The 19,334-nt window shown below is 62.0% G+C and carries 16 protein-coding genes; 10 read left to right on the plus strand and 6 right to left on the minus strand.

What is annotated here, in order from left to right:
- The first annotated feature begins 102 nt into the window (after positions 1–102).
- Entirely contained in the window at positions 103–645 is a 543-nt protein-coding gene (locus PU133_RS04520) for a TRAP transporter small permease (protein ID WP_404863673.1), read from the plus strand.
- On the plus strand, positions 642–1,964 hold the full coding sequence (locus tag PU133_RS04525) for a TRAP transporter large permease (protein WP_404863674.1): 1,323 nt from the start codon (positions 642–644) through the stop codon (positions 1,962–1,964). The genes PU133_RS04520 and PU133_RS04525 overlap by 4 nt, the downstream gene beginning before the upstream one ends.
- On the opposite strand, the gene PU133_RS04530 is transcribed toward PU133_RS04525, so the two are convergent.
- Positions 1,958–2,854: a helix-turn-helix domain-containing protein gene (locus PU133_RS04530; RefSeq protein WP_404863675.1), complete on the minus strand. Its 897-nt coding sequence runs from the start codon at positions 2,852–2,854 to the stop codon at positions 1,958–1,960. The two genes, PU133_RS04525 and PU133_RS04530, sit on opposite strands and share 7 nt — an antisense overlap.
- Before the next feature lie 128 nt (positions 2,855–2,982).
- On the opposite strand from PU133_RS04530, the gene pobA reads away from it, so the two are divergent.
- Positions 2,983–4,155: a 4-hydroxybenzoate 3-monooxygenase gene (gene pobA, locus PU133_RS04535; protein WP_404864440.1), complete on the plus strand. Its 1,173-nt coding sequence runs from the start codon at positions 2,983–2,985 to the stop codon at positions 4,153–4,155.
- Between the two features lie 27 nt (positions 4,156–4,182).
- On the opposite strand, the gene PU133_RS04540 is transcribed toward pobA, so the two are convergent.
- The 3 genes from PU133_RS04540 to PU133_RS04550 form a co-directional block, all read right to left on the minus strand.
- Positions 4,183–5,364, minus strand: coding sequence for an MFS transporter (locus PU133_RS04540; protein WP_404863676.1), 1,182 nt, complete (start codon positions 5,362–5,364; stop codon positions 4,183–4,185).
- A gap of 111 nt (positions 5,365–5,475) precedes the next feature.
- On the minus strand, positions 5,476–8,940 hold the full coding sequence (pyc, locus tag PU133_RS04545; RefSeq protein ID WP_404863677.1) for a pyruvate carboxylase: 3,465 nt from the start codon (positions 8,938–8,940) through the stop codon (positions 5,476–5,478).
- Positions 8,941–9,031: 91 nt separating this feature from the next.
- Positions 9,032–9,772 carry an autoinducer binding domain-containing protein gene (locus tag PU133_RS04550; RefSeq protein WP_404863678.1) on the minus strand — a complete coding sequence of 247 codons (741 nt, stop codon included), beginning with the start codon at positions 9,770–9,772 and terminating at the stop codon, positions 9,032–9,034.
- Positions 9,773–10,022: 250 nt separating this feature from the next.
- On the opposite strand from PU133_RS04550, the gene PU133_RS04555 reads away from it, so the two are divergent.
- A complete protein-coding gene (locus PU133_RS04555; RefSeq protein ID WP_404863679.1) occupies positions 10,023–10,589 on the plus strand; it encodes a type 1 glutamine amidotransferase domain-containing protein in 567 nt (188 codons plus the stop codon).
- 58 nt (positions 10,590–10,647) lie between these two features.
- On the opposite strand, the gene PU133_RS04560 is transcribed toward PU133_RS04555, so the two are convergent.
- The gene (locus PU133_RS04560) at positions 10,648–12,342 is read right to left on the minus strand and encodes a phospholipase D-like domain-containing protein (RefSeq protein ID WP_404863680.1); all 1,695 of its coding nucleotides are present in this window, start codon (positions 12,340–12,342) and stop codon (positions 10,648–10,650) included.
- 205 nt (positions 12,343–12,547) lie between these two features.
- Here PU133_RS04560 and PU133_RS04565 point away from each other — a divergent pair, with 205 nt between their 5' ends.
- Positions 12,548–13,354 (plus strand): CDP-alcohol phosphatidyltransferase family protein, encoded by an 807-nt coding sequence (locus tag PU133_RS04565; RefSeq protein WP_404863681.1) that lies wholly within the window; start codon positions 12,548–12,550, stop codon positions 13,352–13,354.
- A complete protein-coding gene (locus PU133_RS04570; protein WP_404863682.1) occupies positions 13,354–14,154 on the plus strand; it encodes an FkbM family methyltransferase in 801 nt (266 codons plus the stop codon). The genes PU133_RS04565 and PU133_RS04570 overlap by 1 nt, the downstream gene beginning before the upstream one ends.
- Here the strand turns inward: PU133_RS04570 and PU133_RS04575 are convergent.
- Complete coding sequence (locus PU133_RS04575) at positions 14,070–14,978, minus strand: YbhN family protein (RefSeq protein ID WP_404863683.1); 909 nt, start codon at positions 14,976–14,978, stop codon at positions 14,070–14,072. The two genes, PU133_RS04570 and PU133_RS04575, sit on opposite strands and share 85 nt — an antisense overlap.
- 185 nt (positions 14,979–15,163) lie before the next feature.
- Here PU133_RS04575 and PU133_RS04580 point away from each other — a divergent pair, with 185 nt between their 5' ends.
- The 4 genes from PU133_RS04580 (at position 15,164) to PU133_RS04595 (ending at position 19,333) form a co-directional block, all read left to right on the plus strand.
- The gene (locus tag PU133_RS04580; protein WP_404863684.1) at positions 15,164–16,837 is read left to right on the plus strand and encodes a sulfatase-like hydrolase/transferase; all 1,674 of its coding nucleotides are present in this window, start codon (positions 15,164–15,166) and stop codon (positions 16,835–16,837) included.
- Positions 16,837–17,823: a zinc-binding alcohol dehydrogenase gene (locus PU133_RS04585; RefSeq protein WP_404863685.1), complete on the plus strand. Its 987-nt coding sequence runs from the start codon at positions 16,837–16,839 to the stop codon at positions 17,821–17,823. The genes PU133_RS04580 and PU133_RS04585 overlap by 1 nt, the downstream gene beginning before the upstream one ends.
- 74 nt (positions 17,824–17,897) lie before the next feature.
- Positions 17,898–18,266 (plus strand): 6-pyruvoyl trahydropterin synthase family protein, encoded by a 369-nt coding sequence (locus PU133_RS04590; RefSeq protein WP_404864441.1) that lies wholly within the window; start codon positions 17,898–17,900, stop codon positions 18,264–18,266.
- A gap of 2 nt (positions 18,267–18,268) precedes the next feature.
- On the plus strand, positions 18,269–19,333 hold the full coding sequence (locus tag PU133_RS04595; RefSeq protein WP_404863686.1) for a glycosyltransferase family 4 protein: 1,065 nt from the start codon (positions 18,269–18,271) through the stop codon (positions 19,331–19,333).
- Position 19,334 lies beyond the last annotated feature (1 nt).

Consider the following 19,334-nt stretch of genomic DNA (forward strand, 5'->3'; position numbering starts at 1 on the left):
GCAAGTCTGGCACATCGCCGGACTTGCCCTTTCTCGTTGCGTCGCAATAGATAGGGCCGCAGACACCAGGGTGGATGGTGACGGTAGGAGGATCTGCACAGGATGGCGACGCTTGAGAAAGCCGTGCGATATCTGGCGCTGACGCTTGCGATCGCCGGCGGACTGGCCCTGATTTTCATAACCTTGATGACCATCGTCTCGATTTCAGGTCGGGCGTTGGTTTCCGTTGGTCTCCGGCCGGTCCCGGGCGACTTTGAGCTTGTCGAAGCGGCCACCGGCTTTGCGGTGTTCAGCTTCCTCGCCTGGTGTCAGCTCAACCGCGAGCATGCCTCCGTCGAAATTCTGACGATGCGTTTCCCTCCGGTCCTCAATCGCGTCATCGATGTATTGGTCGATGCGTTGATGCTGCTCGTCGCCGGCGTCCTCACCTATCAGCACTGGCTCGGTACGCTCGACAAGCTCGCCTATGGCGAGACATCCTTCATCCTGCGCTATCCCGTGTGGTGGGCCTATGCGCTGGGGCTCGTTGGCGCCATCGGCTTTGTCATCGTTGCCGCCTATTGCCTCATCGCCAGCATAAGGGCGCTTGTGCGGCCTGATGATGCGCCTTCCGCTATTTCGCAGTCACAAGGTCCGATCGCGTGACGAATTTCGAAATCGGCCTCTGGTCGTTCCCGGTCCTGCTGGTCCTGATCTTCCTCAGAATTCCGATCGGCCTCGCGATGCTGCTCGTCGGGATTGGCGGCAGCTTTGCGATCAACGGCTCGTTCCTGATGATCATGGCGCAGCTGAAGAACCTGACCTACGGCACGTTCTCCTCCTACTCGCTGTCGATCATTCCGCTGTTTCTGCTCATGGGGCAGTTCGCGGCGCTTGGCGGCATGTCACAGGCCCTCTTCCGGGCGGCGGAAACGTGGCTCGGCCACCGCAAGGGTGGTGTCGCTATGGCTGCCATCGGCGCCTGCGCCGGCTTCGGGGCCATCTGTGGATCGTCGCTGGCGACTGCTGCCACCATGGGCAAGGTCGCGCTGCCGGAACTCAAGCGCTACGGCTATGCGGGCGGTATCTCCACCGCAACGCTTGCCGCAGGCGGGACGCTCGGCATTCTCATTCCGCCATCGGTCATCCTGGTGATCTACGCCATCCTGACTGAGCAGAACATTGCGAAGCTATTTGCTGCTGCGTTCATTCCCGGCATCCTCGCCGCGATCGGCTATATCATCGTCATCGCCATCTATGCACGGGTGAAGCCCGAGGCGGTGGGCAAGCGCGAACGGGCGCCCTATTCGGAGCGGTTCCGTGCGCTTCTCGGCATCTGGCCTGTTCTCATCGTCTTCATTGCGGTGATCGGCGGCATCTATACCGGCGTCTTCACACCAACGGAGGCTGCGGCCGTGGGCGCGTTTGGCACGGGCGTGATCGCGCTCATCAATCGCGGTCTCAACTGGACGACGCTGAAAGAGGCGATCGTCTCGACTGCCGGCGCCACGGGCATGATCTTCTTCATCGTGCTGGGTGCCGCGGTCTTCAACAGCTTCCTCGCGCTTTCGCAACTGCCGCAGACAATGGCCGCCTTCGTGACCGAACAGGGGTTCAGCCCCTGGATGGTCCTGACGATCATCCTCGTTCTTTACCTCGTCATGGGCTGCTTCATGGATTCGCTCTCCATGATCCTTTTGACCGTGCCGATCTTCTTCCCGATCGTTTCGGTGCTGGATTTCGGCCTCACGGCTGAGGAATTCGCGCTGTGGTTCGGCATCCTCATCCTGATCGTCGTGGAGGTGGGGCTGATCACGCCTCCCGTGGGAATGAACCTCTTCGTCATCAACTCAATGTCCAAGGAAACACGCATTTCGGCGACCTACGCCGCAGTCATGCCCTTCGTCGCCTCGGACATCATCCGCACGGCGATTCTCGTGATCTTTCCAGGGATCACGCTCGCTTTGGTGCGGCTTCTCTACTGAGGTTGCCGGTCCTGATTCTTCAGCCGATAGGCGGTCGGCTGAAGTCCCGTTTCGCGCTGGAAAAAGCGGGTAAAATAGGCCGTGTCGGTGAAGCCTAGCCCTAGAGCGATTGTCTTGATCGGCTGAACGCTAAAGATGAGGCTTCGCTTGGCGTCGTCGATCAGCCGGCCTGCCAGCAGCCGCTGCACGGTGCGGTTTTCCGCACTTTTCAAAATGCGGTTGAGATGTGTCGGCGAAAGGCCAAGCTCACGGGCGTAGAAGCCGACCGGGCGGTGTTCGCGATAATGGCGCTCGACCAGTTGCGTCAGCCGATCAAGCCGCACGCGATCCTTGTCGCGCTGTTCCGGGGCGTCTGTATCCGTCGTGCGCTGCCGTATTGTGCGGATCAGCGATGCCGTGAGAAGACTTTCGATGAGCGCAGCATAGCCCGGCCGCCGAGCCGCGTATTCCGCCTGGATTTCCAGAAGCATGGTATGAATGGCGGCGTGCGTGGGCGAAACGTCGTCCAGCGCCTCGACCTGAACGGACGGGGTGCTCACTGCCGGCAAGAGATCCACGGCGAGCAATGTCGCGAGCCGTGATGCGGCTATGGTGAGCACGAAGCCCTCGACGTCGTTCGAGAAGCGAAAGCCGTGCACGGTGCCGACCGGTACCATGACGAGGCATGGCAGTGCCAGCCGGTGATGCGAGTGCCCGTCGCTGAGTTCAGCAGTACCGGATCGAATGTGCAGAATTTGAAAGTAGCTGCGGTGCCGGTGCGGCTTGATCTCCCAGCCATGCATGCGCGAGCGCTCGTAGATATCCTCGCAATGCAACAGAAACTCCGGTGCGCCGGAGGATTGGTCCGATCGGTTCTCGCCATAGAGATCATAAGTCGGGATGATGCGCATGGGCCTACTTGGATCGAGATGGCGGAAAAGTCCACATCAATGCCAGCTCCGTCCATTTGCCGCGAGAGGCGCAAAAGACATTTTGCAGCGAGATACAGATCGAATGGGAGGAGCACTCGGTGTCCGTCATCCGCACGCAGGTCGCGATTATCGGCTCGGGACCGTCAGGGTTGCTGCTTGGCCGGCTGCTCACCCAGGCGGGCATCGACAGCATCATCCTCGATCGCGTCGATGCGGCCTACATCCTCGAGCGCGTCCGGGCCGGTGTCCTGGAAGAGGGCACTGTACGGATGCTGGAGGAAGCGGGCGTTGCCGAGCGCATGCACCGCGAAGGCCTGCCGCATTCGGGCTTCGACCTCACCTTCGACGGGCGGCGCCACCGCATCGATCTCGAGAGCCTGACCGGCGGCAAAAAGGTCATGGTCTACGGCCAGACCGAGGTGACGCACGATCTTCTCGACCAGCGCGCGCGAGATGGCGCGACCTCGATCTATAACGCCGAGGACGTGCAGCCGCATGATTTCGATGGCGAGAAACCCTATGTCACCTACCGCACGGACGGCGTGACGCATCGGATCGACTGCGACTTCATCATCGGGTGCGATGGCTATCACGGGCCAAGCCGCAAGGCGGTACCGGAGAATGCGATCAAGCTTTTCGAGAAGGTCTATCCGTTCGGCTGGCTCGGCATCCTGGCCGATGTGAAGCCGGTCAGCCACGAGCTGATCTATGCGAACCATCCGCGCGGCTTCGCGCTCTGCTCCATGCGATCGCTGACGCGCAGCCGCTACTACGTGCAGTGTTCGCTCGACGACAAGGTGGAAGACTGGTCGGACGAGCGCTTCTGGGACGAACTGCGCCGCCGGCTGCCGCAGGAGGTTGCGGATGGGCTGACGACGGGGCCTTCATTCGAGAAATCGATCGCGCCGCTGCGCTCCTTCGTCGCCGAGCCGATGCGCTTCGGGCGACTGTTCCTGGTCGGCGATGCCGCGCACATCGTTCCGCCGACGGGGGCAAAGGGCCTGAACCTCGCCGTGTCGGACGTGCACTACGTGATGGAGGGGCTGCGCGAGCACTATCTGGAAAAATCAGAAGCCGCGCTCGATGCCTATTCGACCCGGGCGCTCGCCCGCGTCTGGAAGGCCGTACGGTTCTCCTGGTGGATGACGACGATGATGCACCGCTTCGACGATACGGGTCCGTTCGGCCAGCGCATTCAGGAGGCCGAGCTCGACTATCTCGTGCATTCGCAAGCTGCATCCGCCTCGCTTGCGGAGAATTATGTCGGCCTGCCTTACTGACTCGGGCTGACCGGGCCAGCGTCCGCGTCAGTCCTTCTGCATGTCTCCGTGGCGGGCGAGCGATGACAGCGCCAGCACGACGATGAACAGGATTGGCAGAGCGGTGAACACGGTGGCAAAGCCAGTGTACTCGGCGATGAAGCCGATGACCGACGGCGCCACCAGGATGCCCGAGTAACCCATAAAGGTGACGACCGACAGCGCGATGCCCTGGGCGAAGCCCGGCAAGTTGCCGGCTGCCGAGAAGGCGATCGGCACCATGTTGGAAATGCCGATGCCGGCAATGGCGAAGCCGATGATGGCGACCGTCGCATTGGGTGCCTGACCGGCGACGAGCATGCCCACAATGGCGAACATCGTGCAGATGCGCAGCGTCAGCACCGCGCCAAGCCGGTCACGGATCGGATCGCCGGCAAATCGCATGACGGCCATGGCTGCCGAGAAGGCGCCAAACGCCATGCCCGAGAGAGCCAGCGTCGCGTCGAGTTCCTGGCGCAGATAGAGTGCGCCCCAATCGAGAATCGCGCCTTCGGGGGTCATGGAGAAGAGTGCCATGATGCCGATGAGGTAGGGCAGCACGCTTTTCGGCAGGCGGAGCGGCTGCTTTTCCGCAGTTTCCGGCTGGGCATCGCCGCTGACGAAGCGCAGTGCGATAAAGACGACGGCTGCAAGCACGAGCGTGACGATGATGACGTGGTTCATCGTGCCAACCGCTGCGATCAACACGCCACCGAGCGCTGCGCCGACGAGACCGCCCAGGCTCCAGAAGCCATGGCAGGATGACATAATCGCGCGTCGCATGGACTTTTCGACATGAACGGCGTTTGCGTTCATCGCAACGTCCATTGCGCCGAGGAGGCCGCCAAAGAAAAAGATGACGACGACGGCTGCGGGAACCGTTGGCGCCAGCGTCAGAAGAAGTAGGGCCGGGATGCAGGCGATCGCGGTGATGCGCGTGACGAAAGCGGATCCGAGACGCGCAACCATGGCGCCGCCGACTGGCATCATCACGAGCGAACCGAGGCCGAAAACGAGGATCATTAGGCCTAGCTGGCTTTCGCTCAGGCCCAGGCGTCCGGCAAAATCCGGGATCTTCGGGGCCCAGCTTCCGACAATGAACCCATTGGCGAAGAAGAGAGCGGAGATGGCCGCGCGCTGGCTTGGAAAAAAGCCGGTCGCGGCGCTTGAGTGTCCTGTCGTGCCGTGCATGTCACATATCCCGGGCCGGAGCTCTGGGGGTTCCATTAAATCGATTTGATCACGTTGAAAACGGGGCAGGCGCGCGTTTTCGCATGCCCCGGCTTCACGATTGATGGCAGATCATTCCGCTGTGTAGGTTGCGAGAAGATCCTTGGCGTCGATCTGGTCGCCGGCTTTCACCAGCACTTCGCCGATGACACCATCGCGGTCGGCGTGGATTGCCGTCTCCATCTTCATGGCCTCGATGGAGAGGATCACGTCGCCGGACGCCACCTTCTGGCCGGCGGAGACAGCGATGGTCGACACGACGCCCGGCATCGGCGCGCCGATGTGGTGGTCGTTGCCGGCTTCCGCCTTGCGCTTGGCGCCGCTGGCACCGGCTCCGCGGGCGCGGTCGGGCACTTTGACGCGGCGCGGCTGGCCATTGAGCTCGAAGAAGACGGTGATCATGCCCTTGTCGTTGGTCTCGCCGATCGCCTGATTGCGCACGACCAGCGTCTTGCCTTTTTCGAGATCGACGAACAGCTCTTCGCCGACATCGAGGCCGTAGAAATAGGCCGGTGTCGGCAGCACGCTGACCGGGCCATAAGTTTCCGCGGCAAGTGCAAAATCCGTGAAAACCTTGGGATACATGAGGTATGAGGCGAACTCGAACTCGTCGACCTCACGTTCCAGCGTCTCTTCGATCGACTTGCGTTCAGCGGCGAGATCGGCGGGTTCCAGAAGCGCGCCTGGGCGTTCGGTAAACGGCTTCTCGTCCTTCAGTATTTTCTTCTGCAGGGCCGCAGGCCAGCCAGACGGCGGCTGCCCGAGATCGCCGCGCATCATCGATACGACGGATTCCGGGAAGGAGATGTCCTTTGCCGGGTTCTCCACATCGGCGACCGACAGATCCTGCGAAACCATCATCAGCGCCATGTCGCCGACCACCTTGGAGGACGGCGTCACCTTCACGATATCACCGAACATGCGGTTGGCGTCCGCATAGGCCTGGGCGACTTCGTGCCAGCGGGTCTCAAGCCCGAGCGAGCGGGCCTGTTCCTTGAGGTTGGTGAACTGGCCGCCCGGCATTTCGTGCAGGTACACCTCCGAGGCAGGCCCGCGCAGGTCGCTTTCAAAAGCCGCATACTGGTTGCGCACGGCTTCCCAGTAGAAGGAAATCCGGCGGATCCATTCCGGGTCGAGACCGGGATCGCGCTCGGTGTTGCGCAAGGCTTCCACGATCGAGCCGAGGCAGGGCTGGGAGGTGTTGCCGGACAGCGCATCCATCGCCGCATCGATGACGTCCACGCCGGCATCGACGGCTGCAAGCACCGTGGCGCCCGCGATGCCCGACGTGTCGTGTGTGTGGAAGTGGATCGGCAGATCGGTCGTGTCACGCAGCGCCTTGAAGAGCACGCGAGCGGCGGCAGGCTTCAGGAGCCCCGCCATGTCCTTCAGCGCGATGATGTTGGCGCCGGCGGCTTCAAGTTCCTTTGCAAGGTTGGTGTAATAGGCGAGATCGTATTTGGCCCGCTCCGGATCGAGAATGTTGCCGGTGTAGCAGATCGCAGCTTCGCAAAGGCGACCGGTCTCGCGCACCGCATCCATGGCGACGCGCATGTTGTCGACCCAGTTCAGGCAGTCGAAGACACGGAAGACGTCGATCCCGCCCTTTGCCGCCTGTTCGACGAAATGGCGCACGACGTTGTCGGGATAGTTCTTGTAGCCGACGCCGTTGGCGCCGCGCAGAAGCATCTGCAGCAGGATATTCGGCGCGCCCTTGCGCACGAGGTCGAGGCGCTCCCAGGGGTCTTCCGTCAGGAAGCGCATGGACACGTCGAATGTCGCGCCGCCCCAGCATTCCAGCGAGAAGAGCTCGGGGAGCGCGCGGGCGTAGGTGTCGGAGATGCGCGCGATGTCGTAGGTGCGCATCCGGGTCGCCAGAAGCGACTGGTGGCCATCGCGCATGGTCGTGTCGGTCAAGAGCACGCGGGTCTCACCGCGCATCCATTCTGCGAATTTTTCCGGGCCGAGCGCATCGAGGCGCTGCTTGGTACCGTCCGGAATCTCCTTCTTGCCGACATGGGGAATGCGCGGCGCCGCCGCTTCCGCCGGCACCGGACGACCCTTCACTTCGGGGTGGCCGTTGACGGTCACATCGGCGAGGTAGGTCAGAAGCTTGGTGGCGCGGTCCTGGCGGCCGACCTGTGCGAACAATTCCGGCGTCTCATCGATGAAACGGGTCGTGTAGCTGTTGTCGCGGAAATTCGGGTGGCCGATGATCGCTTCGAGGAATGTCAGATTGGTGGCGATGCCGCGGATACGGAATTCTCGCAGTGCCCGGTCCATGCGCAGGATCGCTTCTTCCGCTGTCGGCGCCCAGGCGGTGACTTTTTCCAAAAGCGGATCATAAAACCGCGTGATGACGGCGCCCGAATACGCTGTGCCGCCATCGAGGCGGATGCCGAAGCCGGTCGCGCCGCGATAGGCGGTGATGCGGCCGTAGTCGGGAATGAAGTTCTGCTCCGGGTCCTCGGTCGTAATGCGGCACTGAAGCGCGTGGCCGTTGAGCTTGATGTCTTCCTGGCGCGGAACGCCCGATTCCGGCGTGCCGATCTTCTTGCCTTCGAGAATGCGGATCTGCGCCTTGACGATGTCGATGCCGGTCACTTCCTCGGTGACCGTATGCTCCACCTGAATGCGCGGATTGACCTCGATGAAGTAGAATTCCTGCGTGTCGGCGTCCATCAGGAATTCCACGGTGCCGGCGCCGACATAAGACGTGGCTTCCGCGATTTTGCGCGCGTAACTGGCGATTTCAGCGCGCTTTTCGCTCGATAGATAAGGCGCTGGCGCGCGCTCCACGACCTTCTGGTTGCGGCGCTGGATGGAGCAGTCGCGCTCGAAGAGATCGACGACGGTGCCATGGGTGTCGCCAAGAATCTGGCTTTCGACGTGGCGGGCGCGCTCGACGAGCTTTTCAAGATAGACTTCGTCCTTGCCGAAAGCGGCTTTCGCCTCGCGCTTGGCTTCCGTCACCTCACGCGCAAGATCTGAGGCCTGGCGGATAACGCGCATGCCGCGGCCGCCACCACCCCAGGACGCCTTCAGCATGAGCGGGTAGCCGATGGCGTCCGCCATTCTGGCCACTTCGTCCAGGTCGTCCGGCAAAGGCTCGGTGGCGGGCACGACCGGCACCCCGACCTCGATGGCGAGATTGCGGGCGGCAACCTTGTTGCCCAAGCGACGCATCGTATCGGGGCTTGGACCGATGAAGATGATGCCGTGCTCGGCGCACGCGTCGGCAAATTCCGGGCTTTCGGACAGCAGGCCGTAGCCCGGGTGGATTGCATCGGCGCCTGAGAGCTTTGCGACGCGGATTACCTCGTCGATCGACAGATAGCTCTCGATGGGTCCGAGATCACGCTCCAGATGCGGACCGCGCCCGACCTGGTAGCTCTCATCGGCCTTGAAGCGGTGAAGGGCGAGCTTGTCCTCTTCCGCCCAGATGGCGACAGTCTTGATGCCGAGCTCGTTGGCGGCGCGGAAGACGCGGATAGCGATTTCGGAACGGTTGGCAACGAGAATCTTCGAAATCGGCACAGCGCAACACTCCTTTACGGCACAGGCCCGTGCCGGTCCTCACTTCGGAATGTCTAGCGCAGAATTGCTGCGGTGCAAACCGATTGAAAGCTCAGGAAACAAGTCCGAGCCGAAAGGCGAGCGCGACCGCATGGTGGCGGTTCTTGGCTTTCAGTTTCTGCTGAATGCCATTCATGTACCAATCGACCGTGTGGTTGGAGATTTCGAGAACTGCAGCGATCTCCGGGGATGTCATGCCGTCGGCGAGATAATGCAACGACTCCATTTCTCGATGGGTCAGCTTGATGTCATCGAGAGCATCGAGCGGGTGCGTCTGACCCAGGCCTTTCAGATCAGCCATTCGCCAATAGGCTTTGCTTGCCAAAGCTCCGACCAGCGCAAGATCGGCACTTTGAAGATCGACGGGGTCTCCGCCGATGCTGAGATGCGCCAGAAGCCCCCGGCGTCCATGCACCGGGAAGCTGTAGCCATCCTTCAGACCGGCCTTGCTGGCATCCGCCATCATCCGGTCCATCCGCTTTCCGTGCTTGCCGTTCGCATGGAGTTCGGCTGCGGTCTGCCAGCGAAAGCCGGAGCGTGATTGGCCGAGATGGCGCACCACGGGGTCGATCAGCAGGTACTTACGCTTCACATAGGTTTCCGCCCACCCGTCGGGCAGGATGCCCGAGAGCAGAGCATCGCCCAACGGCTCGTGTGGCAACTGGGCGCGGACCAGGCCGTGATAGGCCACACCATAGGATGCGAGCGCCTGCTGCAGGATTTCCGTCACTTCCTCCGACGTCTCGGCATTGTCGGTTCGATCGATGGCGGCAAGAACGGCGCTGACAGTCACCTGGGAGCTCCTTGAAAGTCGAGAGAATGAAGGGTTCTCGGCGAGGCGCCCAGGGCGCCCCACAAACTTATGGGATTCGCTGCATGATGCAACGAGACGATGCATTTTGGATGTTCGACGATGTGCGCATGTCGCGCAGGTTGCAGGCGCAAGACCGGCCGGATTTCTTCGAAACAGAGCGGAACGGTCATCGCAGGCGATGCGTTTGACAGGGGAGACGGGGGGAGGCTCACAATCAAAGGAGACGAGCATGCCCAAAATCGAATCTGCAAAAATCGCGATCCTGGCAACCGACGGCTACGAACGTTCAGAACTGCGCGAGCCGCTGGACTTCCTGAAGTCCAAGGGTGCCAAGGTCGATGTCGTTTCGTTGAAGTCCGGGGAGATCAAGAGCTGGGACGAAGACAACTGGGGTGACAGTGTCACCGTGGACAAGACCCTCGACGAGGTGAGTGTCAGCGACTACGACGCGCTCATTCTTCCGGGCGGCCAGATCAATCCCGACTTGCTGCGCGTGGAAGAGAAAGCCGTCAAATTCGTTCGCGAATTCGCCGAATCCGGCAAGACGCTCGCTGCGATCTGCCACGGCCCATGGCTTCTGGTGGAAGCTGACGTAGTGCGTGGCCGCAACGTCACGTCCTACGGCTCGATCAAGACGGACTTGATCAATGCCGGAGCAAACTGGAGCGATCAGGAAGTGGTGACCGACGAGGCCGTGATCACCTCGCGCAACCCGAAGGACCTGCCGGCGTTCAACGCCAAGATCGTCGAGGAGATCGAAGAAGGCCGTCACGAGCGTCAGATCGCTGCCGAGTAAGCCTTCGGCACACTGAAGATTGAAAGAGCGGCCTTGGTGGCCGCTCTTTTTTTTGACCTCAGACGAGTTCGTCAGGCACCAGCCAAGACTTCTTGGCGTGCGCGTCGAGGTGATGGCGTGGCAGCGGGACGATGAAACCCTGACGTTCCTCGGCCGTGCCCTTGGCATTCTTCAATGCGATGCCATTCCAGCGCTTGAGATGCTCGGACGTCCATTTCGACGTGTCCATGTCCAGAGCGTGCTCCCAAAGCCGCACGCGGAACTTCTTCACGGAATCCCCGCCGCGCCATGCGATCGCGGTTTCCGTGTCCGTCACGAGGCTGCGGTCATTCAGGTTGGCAGAGCCGATGATCGCGATCTTGTCGTCGCAGACCATTGTCTTGGCATGAATGTAGATCGTGTTCTTGATGATCTCGTCGGGATCGTCCTCTTCCGGATCCGGAAGCTTGTCGTCTCGCGGCATCTGCATGCAGTAGATGCCCAGCCGATCACCGAAGGCGTCGTAGAGCATGTCGGTGTTCTTCTCGCGCAGATACTGCCCATGGCGCGTTGCGATGTTGGGCTCGTCTTCGACGAAGGCATCTTCGGGAATGAGGGGCAACACCATCAGCAGCTCGAGCTGCTTCTTCTGTTTGGCACGCTTGGACAGCGCCTCGGCGATCGCCGTTGAGCGGATGTACTGGTTCTCGATGTAGATGAAGTCCTCGGCCTTCGAAATGATGTCGAGATAGGTTTCCCTGATCTCGGTGATCTGGGTGGTCGGCGATCGCGAGAGCCACGACCTGCTCTGCTTGGAGATCGTGCGCATCGGCTTGACCTCGACACCGCCCTTGATCGGTTTCGTTTCCGGAACGTCCGTTGCGAGTTCGGGAATCGTGATGCCGTTCGGCATTTCCTTGATGCCTTCCGGCGCCTTCAGCGATTTCAGGAACGCGATGCTGTCTTCACGTTCCTCATTCCAGCGGCTGCGGAAATGGCGGGCGAAAAAGGTCGCGACCGGACCTTCCAGTCTGCAGGCCACGTCATGCCACGGAAAGGCGTTGTCGTGTTCCCAGTCGTCCTTGCGCTTGGTGGTGATATCCAGGCCGCCGAGAAAGACGATCTCGTCGTCGATGACGCACAATTTTTCGTGATGGGCCGCCGGATAGAATCCGGGGAATGCCGTCGGTTTGATCGAACATGTCTTTCCGTCGAAATTGACGAAAGGCCACAGGCCAGGTGCCGCTTCGAGATAGGCTACCTTTTCCTTCTTGGTCTTGAAGGCATTGATGGTGTTGATCTTCTCCGCGAGCTTCCAGCGCAGGATAGGCTGGGCCGCGGTTCGGGCTGCCGGGCCCCAGCGCGTGTCGTGGCGCGAGCACATGATTGAGAGATGGCGCTTCTTATCTTCCGGCAGCGCGTCGGCGACGGCATGCAGCTTCCGGTAGGCTCTCCACGCATCGAGATGATAAACGGTGCCGATTACGGGATCGAAATCAGCCACCACGATGCGCAGGTCGACGCCACGTTCCACGACATCCTGCAGGAGGCCGCTGAGTGTTTTGGCCTTCACCTTGCCGGTGGTCTTGATGGATGGCTCCAGCGTCCAATAGGCCATGTGGACAGATGATTTCGCCCCATCGATCGCTTCTTCAAGCGCCGCATACGTTTCCATGCCGCCGATAAGCGGCTCTACCTTGTGTCCGGGAGTGAAATCCATCCCGTCGGGATGGGTCGCGAAAAGGTCGCCATCGTACTTCACGCTCTTCGCCATCGCGTTGCTCCGGATCGGTTGGGATTTGAGAGTCGCAGCCGGAGTAGACCGTGATCACGGCCAACTCTTGCAGGTAATGAAACGCTAAAACACATGGGCACGAATGCGGTTCCGGAGAACCAGCCGGGAGCTTGTGCGAACGCCGATCGAATCAGATATTTGCGCCAAGTGATCCGGCAATTGTGACAGTTGCGTAAAGGCACATATGAAAAAGAAGAATCCGGGCGTCAAAACCGCCGTATCGTCAGAACTGCCTACCCGCAATCTTTATCGTCAGACCGTCGTCGCCCTGGTGGGTGCCGGCGTTGCGCTGGTGGTCACCAATGCGTTCGTGTCCAGTTGGGCGACGCTCGGGCTCATCAGCGCCATGACGTCTCTCGCAATTTACGTCACGGTGGGGGCGATTGTCCTTTCCCGCATTCTCGCGCATCATCCGTATCGCGTTTTCGGCTGGCCCAATACGGTGACGCTGGGGCGGACGGTGCTCGCGGCACTTGTTGCCGGCTACACCGCAGAAATTTCGCTGTGGACGCTGCAGCCGAGCCCGCAGCTTGCCTGGTTCTTCGCTGGCATCGCCACACTCGCCGTCGTGCTCGACGGTGTCGATGGCTGGCTGGCGCGGCGTTTCGGTCCCCGATCCGACTTCGGCGCGCGTTTCGACATGGAAAGCGACGCACTCCTTATCCTCATCCTGTCGGTGCTGGCGTTGGTGCTCGATAAAGTCGGAGGCTGGGTGCTGCTGATCGGCGCAATGCGCTATCTCTTTGTCGGCGCGTCCTACCTGCTGCCATGGCTCGATGGTCCGTTGCCGCCGTCGATGCGCCGCAAGACCGTGTGCGTTATCCAGGGCGCGGCGCTTTGCCTGCTCGCGATGCCCCCGGTTGCAGGCGTGGCCGCCACGGGCGTCGCCGGCTTCGCGGTTGCCGCCATCATCGCTTCGTTCGCCGTCGATATCGTCTGGCTGTTCAAGCATCGCCGGCACGTGGGCGGACCGCAGGAGGGCACGGCCTGATGGATATCCGCACATTGGCCGGCCTTGTCCGCTCGCTTGTCATCTACCGCGGCCAGCCTTGGAAGCAGCGACGGCTCGCTGCCTTTTACGGCGAGCTCCTGACGCCGGGCGATCTGTGCTTCGACGTCGGGGCCCATGTCGGCAGTCGCTCGCGGGCGATGGTGAAGGCGGGCGCGAGGGTCGTCGCGCTTGAGCCGCAGCCGGCCTTCCTCGATTTTCTGCGCCGCTTCGTCCGATCACCCGACATCGAGATCGTCGGCGCTGCGGCGGGCTCCGAAAGCGGACGGCTGACGCTTCACATTTCAAAACGCCATCCCACGGTCACGACCATGTCTCGCGACTGGATCGATACCGTTGGAAAGACCAAAGCGTTCTCCTCCGTCGACTGGGATGAGGCGGTCGAAGTGCCGGTGACGACGCTCGATGCGCTGATCGAAGCCCATGGCCTGCCGCGCTTTTGCAAGATCGACGTTGAGGGTCTCGAGCCCGATATCCTCGCCGGGCTCAGCCAGCCTATCCCGATCGTCGCGTTCGAATATATTCCAGAGGCGCTCGATGGTGCGCGTGCCTGCATCGACAGGCTCGAAGCGCTTGGTCGTTACCGCTTCAACTGGGTTGTTGGCGAACGCCACAAGTTTGCTGAGCCGCATTGGCTTTCGGCCGCCGACATGCAGGTCGCGCTGAAGCGTGCATCTGCAAGCGGGTCCGGCGATATCTACGCCCGGCTGGAGGCTGCCGACGATCGCTTGAGCAGCACGAGCGCGCCGGGCAGGGCGCCCACGATACTGACCACGCCGTAAAGCAGCGCTGCCGCCAATCCATCTGATCCCGCAAATCCGGCGAGTGGCCACAACGCGGCGGCGGCACCTTCGCGCAGACCGAAGCCGCCGATCGAAATTGGCACCAGCATCGTCAAAAGCACTAGCGGAATGAGTGCGGCAGCCGCGAGCAGGCCGAGCGGCGCGCCGATGGCGGCCGAGGCGAGCGCGAAAACGGCGATATAGAGAAGCGCGATCGCAAAGCTCAGCGCGCCTTGGATGAGCCACGCTCCATCCGTCAGCCACGCCTTTCTGATGGATGGGCCGAGTGTTTTCAGCCAGTTCGCAAGTGGGCGCGGTGCCAGTCGCGTGCCGACCCAGGCAAGCAGCGCGAGCGCGCCGAGGATCAGAGGCGGTGCGGCAAGCAGCCATCCGGTTCCGACCGGCAACGTGTCTTCCAACAGCAGAGGCCAGCAGGCAATGCCGACGGCGGCGACCATGAAAAACGCCACCTGGCCGGCCAGTCGCTCCAGGATGACGGCGCTTGCTGCAACGCCATAAGCCTTGTCGGCTGCACCTTCGCGGGCCTTGCCTTCCCGCGTGGCGCGCACGGCATCACCGCCGACCCCACCGGGGAGGACCATGTTGAGGAGGCTTGCCAGGTAATATTCCGAGATGGCGCGACCGATCGGCAGAGGGCGCCCAAGGCGCTGCGTGGTGAAATGCCACCGATAGGCCGAAAGGACGATCTGACCTTGCACGAGGATGATGGCGAGGATGGTCAGCGCGAGATCGGCATCGAGCAGGCTTGTGATCGCCGCGTCCAGATCGACGGCAAAAGCGACCGCGACAAGAAGTCCAACCACGGCCACCAGCCGTATGACAAGTTTATGACGATCTGGCATGGTGAGAAACGTAAGGCTCGCCTGTTCTTGGATCTTTTCGGCCGGAAGCCGGAATTATCGCCCCGCGACCCACAGAAGGTCATCGTTCCTCAATTCGGATCGTCCAAGTGATGGCAGATAGATTTCCCTCGCACAATGAAAAGCCCATGCGGTCTGGCCGCCGGCGGCCCTTCGGGATTTTGTTGCTGATTGCGGCGGTTCTTGCCATTGCCGCGGCACTTCTGTTGCCCAACGACCGATCCCGCCTGGGAGCTGATGCGTTTGCCGCCGTTCCCATCGAGCTGCTCGTCCTGATCATCGCGCTTGCGGTCGTGCCTGGCGTTCTGCGGCCTCTCATCCGATGGGGCGCGGCGATCCTTCTTGCGATCGTTCTCATCGTGAAGCTTGCGGACATGGCGGCGTTCGAAGCCATGGCGCGGCCGTTCAATCCGGTTCTCGACGCGCATCTCCTGAACGCGGTCTGGGATCTGGCGGTCGGGACGCTCGGACAAGCCGCCGCTGTCGGGCTGACCATCTCAGTCGTTCTCCTGCTTGTGTCGATCATCGTGCTCTCGGGCTTTTTGGTCGGAATCACTGCGTCGGGCGTCAGGCGTCATCGCCTTGCTGCCGTGATTGTTGCAGGAGCGTTGCTTCTGATCGGCTGGCAGATGCCCAAGCTCTATCCCGCGTTTCAGGGCCTGCATTTCCTCACTGCGTCGACCTCCGGGCTCATGCAGCGGCACGCGACCTCGCTCGCCGCAAGCCTCAAGGATCTCGAGGAATTCGATCGCGAAGCCAGCAATGATCCGGCGGCCGATATTGAAGACGATATGCTGATGTCGCGGCTTGGCGGCCGCGACGTGCTCTTGTTCTTCGTCGAATCCTATGGCCGGACCGTGCTCGACAATCCGCTCTACGCGCCGTCCATCCGGCCGCTTCTGGCGCAGTTGGACCAGACGGTCGATGACCAGGGCCTGCATGCGGCAAGCGGCTTCCTCACATCGCCAGTGTCAGGTGGCCAAAGTTGGCTCGGTCATGCTTCCACGCTTGCCGGACTCTGGGTCGACAATCAGCGCCGCTACAATTCGATGCTGGTCAAGAACAGGCAGACGCTCATCGACGATTTCAATCGCGCCGGTTATCGCACGGTGGCGGTGATGCCCGCGATCACGATGGCTTGGCCGGAGGGAACGGCACTCGGCTACGACATGGTCTATGACGAGCGCAACCTCGGTTATGAAGGTCTGCCGTTCAATTGGGTGACGATGCCCGATCAGTATACGCTTTCGGCGCTCGACCGGTTCGAGCGGCTGGCAGATCGAGATCAGCCCCTCTTTGCGGAGGTGGCCCTCATTTCCAGCCACGCGCCGTGGACGCCCATTCCGCGCGTGATCGACTGGGATGCCGTCGGCGATGGTTCGATCTTCTCCGAACAGGCACGGGACGGCGCGACGCCGCAGGAGGTCTGGGCCGATCCGGAACGGGTTCGCACACAGTTCCGCCTGTCGATCGAATATGCTTTGGCGAATCTCGATTCCTACATCGCGGAACGGCTTGCCGACGAGTTCGTTCTGATCATTCTCGGGGACCATCAACCTGCCCGCATCATCACCGGCGAAACGGACAATCGCGACGTGCCCATTCATATCATTTCCGACGATGCGCAGATTGTTTCGGATCTGGCTGCAGCGCTCGGCTTCACGGCAGGCATGACGCCACCGGACGATGCGGTAGCGGAACGCATGAGCGTTTTTCGCGGGCGTGTCGTCGAGACGCTGAGTTCGCCACCAGGCACAGTGAATGACGGGGTTGCCGGCACTCGAAGCGTTGGGCCGACCTGATGCGAGAAGAAACGGTCGTCGGGGGCGCCGTGGCGTCCTGTCTCACCTATGTCGCACCGGGGCAGGTCGAACTGCGCTCAGCGCCGCTCCGCCTCGGCGACGGGGACGATCTCGTCGCGCTGCAGGCCCAGTATTCCGGGATCAGCCGCGGCACGGAACGGCTCGTCTTCAACGGCAAGGTTCCGCCGAGCGAGCATGAGCGCATGCGTGGGCCCTTCCAGCATGGCAATTTCCCGTTTCCTGTCGGCTATGGCTATTCCTGGGTGGGGCACATCGTCGGCGATGGCGCGCATTCCTATTTCGGCCTGTTCCCGCATCAAAATCACGTAGAGGTTCCACGAGAGGCGCTGACGGCGCTGCCGGAGGGCCTCGATCCCCGCCGCGCCGTGCTCACCGCCAACATGGAAACAGCGCTGAACATCGCCTGGGATAGCGGCGCGGGGCCGGGCGACAGGATTTCCGTCGTCGGAGGCGGTGTTCTCGGGCTGCTGGTCGCCGGGGTGGTGTCCGATATTGCCGGTACCGATGTGGAGATCGTCGATATCGACGGGGGACGAGAAACGGTCGCCCAGGCGCTTGGCGCCGGCTTCGCAACACCGGACAGGGCGGCTGCGGATCGCGATGTGGTCATTCACACGAGCGCGAGCGAAGCGGGTCTTGCAACCGCATTGTCATTGGCCGGCACGGAAGCCACTATCGTCGAGGCCAGCTGGTTTGGAGCGGCCACGCCCAGCGTCCCGCTGGGTGGCGCCTTCCACAGCCGCCGGCTCGTCTTAAAGTCGTCGCAAGTGGGGATGGTATCGCCTTCGCGTCGCGTGCGCTGGACGTACAAGCGGCGTCTGGAGATGGCGATGCGGCTTCTGCTCGATGACAAATATGATCGCCTGATCACCGGTGATGTCGCCTTTGTCGACCTTCCGCAACGCATCGGGGACATTCTTGATCCGAAAGCGGATGGTCTGGCGACGGCCGTGTCCTATCTTTGACCGTTCAACACTTCCCCTTCCTTCACGAGGACTGAGCATTGTCGGAATATTTCGTCGAACTGCGTGACTCCATCATGATCGCCCACTCGCTGCCCGATCCGTTCTTCGGCCCGGCTCAGGGCATGCACGGTGCGACCTTTACGGTCGATGTGCAGTTCGTCGCTGATCGCCTGACCGACAAGAACGTCGTCGTCGATATCGGCAAGGCGATGGAGGCGCTTTCGTCGACGCTGAAGCCGCTGAACTATCAGAATCTCGACGAAATCCCTGCCTTCAAGGGCCAGATCACCACGACCGAGTTCCTGGCCCGGCACATCTTCGACGAACTGGCCAAGACGGCGCGAAGCGGCGGCCTGGGCGAGGGGTCGGAAAACATCAAGCAGATCCGCGTCTATCTCCACGAATCCCACTTCGCCCGCGCCGGCTACAACGGGACCCTCTGATCATGGCAGGCGGTGAGGCTTCGGTGACGAAGCCGATTGCGTTTGTCGTGCCGGGCGACATCGAGACCCTTTCGGGCGGCTATGGCTACGCCCGCGCAGTGATGGCCGCTTGGCGCGCTGCGGGCGTGCCCTTCGAGCACATCGTTCTGCCGGGCGATTACCCGTTCCCGTCGACCGCTTCCCTGGAAGAGACCGAGCGGACGATCGCGCTCATCGGTCCGGATCAGCCGATCCTGATCGATGGCCTCGCCTATGGCGCCATGCCCCGGGCTCTGATCGATCGCCTTCAGCGCCGCTTCGTCGTTCTCCTTCATCATCCTCTTGGCCTTGAGACAGGGCTGGACGAGACCCAGGCGAAGGCGCTGATCGAGAGCGAGAAAACTGCCGTCGCGGCTTGCGCGCATGTGGTCGTGACGAGTGCGGAGACGGCGCGGACGGTCGTTGACCTGTTCGATGTGGCAGAGAGCGCGGTGACAGTGGCCGTTCCAGGGACCAAGCGGCGGCCGCGGGCGATTGCCGGTTCAACGCCGATGATCCTGTCGCTCGGATCGTTGACGCCGCGCAAGGGGCACCTCGATCTCATTGCGGCATTGGCACGGCTCAAGGAGCACGATTGGACTGCGCACATTGTCGGTTCCGCGTCGGCGTCTCCGCAAACCGCCAACGACATCCGCCAGGCGATCGCAGCCAAGGGCCTCGAAGAGCGCATTCATGTTCCAGGCGCACTCGGCGGCGAGGAGCTCGACGGCTTGTTTGCGCGGGCCTCGATCTTTGCACTCGCTTCCTATTACGAGGGATACGGGATGGCGTTTGCCGAAGCGATGGCGGCGGGGTTGCCCATCGTCGGCTATCGCGCAGGCGCCGTGCCGGATCTGGTTCCATCCGAAGCGGGCACGCTTGGCGCCCCAGGCGATCTCGATGCGCTGACAGAAGCGCTGGGGGCATTGATCCGTGACGGTGCCCATCGCGAGCAAGTCGCCGATGGCGCATATCGCGTGGGGCAATCCCTGCCGGATTGGCCGGAGACGGCGGCACTCATCAACGACACCGTGCGGCAGAAAGCTTGAG

The sequence above is a fragment of the Georhizobium sp. MAB10 genome, assembly GCF_045012825.1.
Classification (GTDB): Bacteria; Pseudomonadota; Alphaproteobacteria; order Rhizobiales; family Rhizobiaceae; genus Georhizobium; species Georhizobium profundi.

Coding starts and splice junctions, on each gene's coding strand:
- PU133_RS04585 (WP_404863685.1), top strand. CDS start 16,837: ATGCGAGAAGAAACGGTCGTCGGGGGCGCCGTGGCGTCCTGTCTCACC.
- PU133_RS04595 (WP_404863686.1), top strand. CDS start 18,269: ATGGCAGGCGGTGAGGCTTCGGTGACGAAGCCGATTGCGTTTGTCGTG.
- PU133_RS04590 (WP_404864441.1), top strand. CDS start 17,898: ATGATCGCCCACTCGCTGCCCGATCCGTTCTTCGGCCCGGCTCAGGGC.
- PU133_RS04565 (WP_404863681.1), top strand. CDS start 12,548: ATGAAAAAGAAGAATCCGGGCGTCAAAACCGCCGTATCGTCAGAACTG.
- PU133_RS04520 (WP_404863673.1), top strand. CDS start 103: ATGGCGACGCTTGAGAAAGCCGTGCGATATCTGGCGCTGACGCTTGCG.
- PU133_RS04530 (WP_404863675.1), bottom strand. CDS start 2,854: ATGCGCATCATCCCGACTTATGATCTCTATGGCGAGAACCGATCGGAC.
- PU133_RS04540 (WP_404863676.1), bottom strand. CDS start 5,364: ATGCACGGCACGACAGGACACTCAAGCGCCGCGACCGGCTTTTTTCCA.
- PU133_RS04555 (WP_404863679.1), top strand. CDS start 10,023: ATGCCCAAAATCGAATCTGCAAAAATCGCGATCCTGGCAACCGACGGC.
- PU133_RS04570 (WP_404863682.1), top strand. CDS start 13,354: ATGGATATCCGCACATTGGCCGGCCTTGTCCGCTCGCTTGTCATCTAC.
- PU133_RS04560 (WP_404863680.1), bottom strand. CDS start 12,342: ATGGCGAAGAGCGTGAAGTACGATGGCGACCTTTTCGCGACCCATCCC.
- PU133_RS04580 (WP_404863684.1), top strand. CDS start 15,164: ATGCGGTCTGGCCGCCGGCGGCCCTTCGGGATTTTGTTGCTGATTGCG.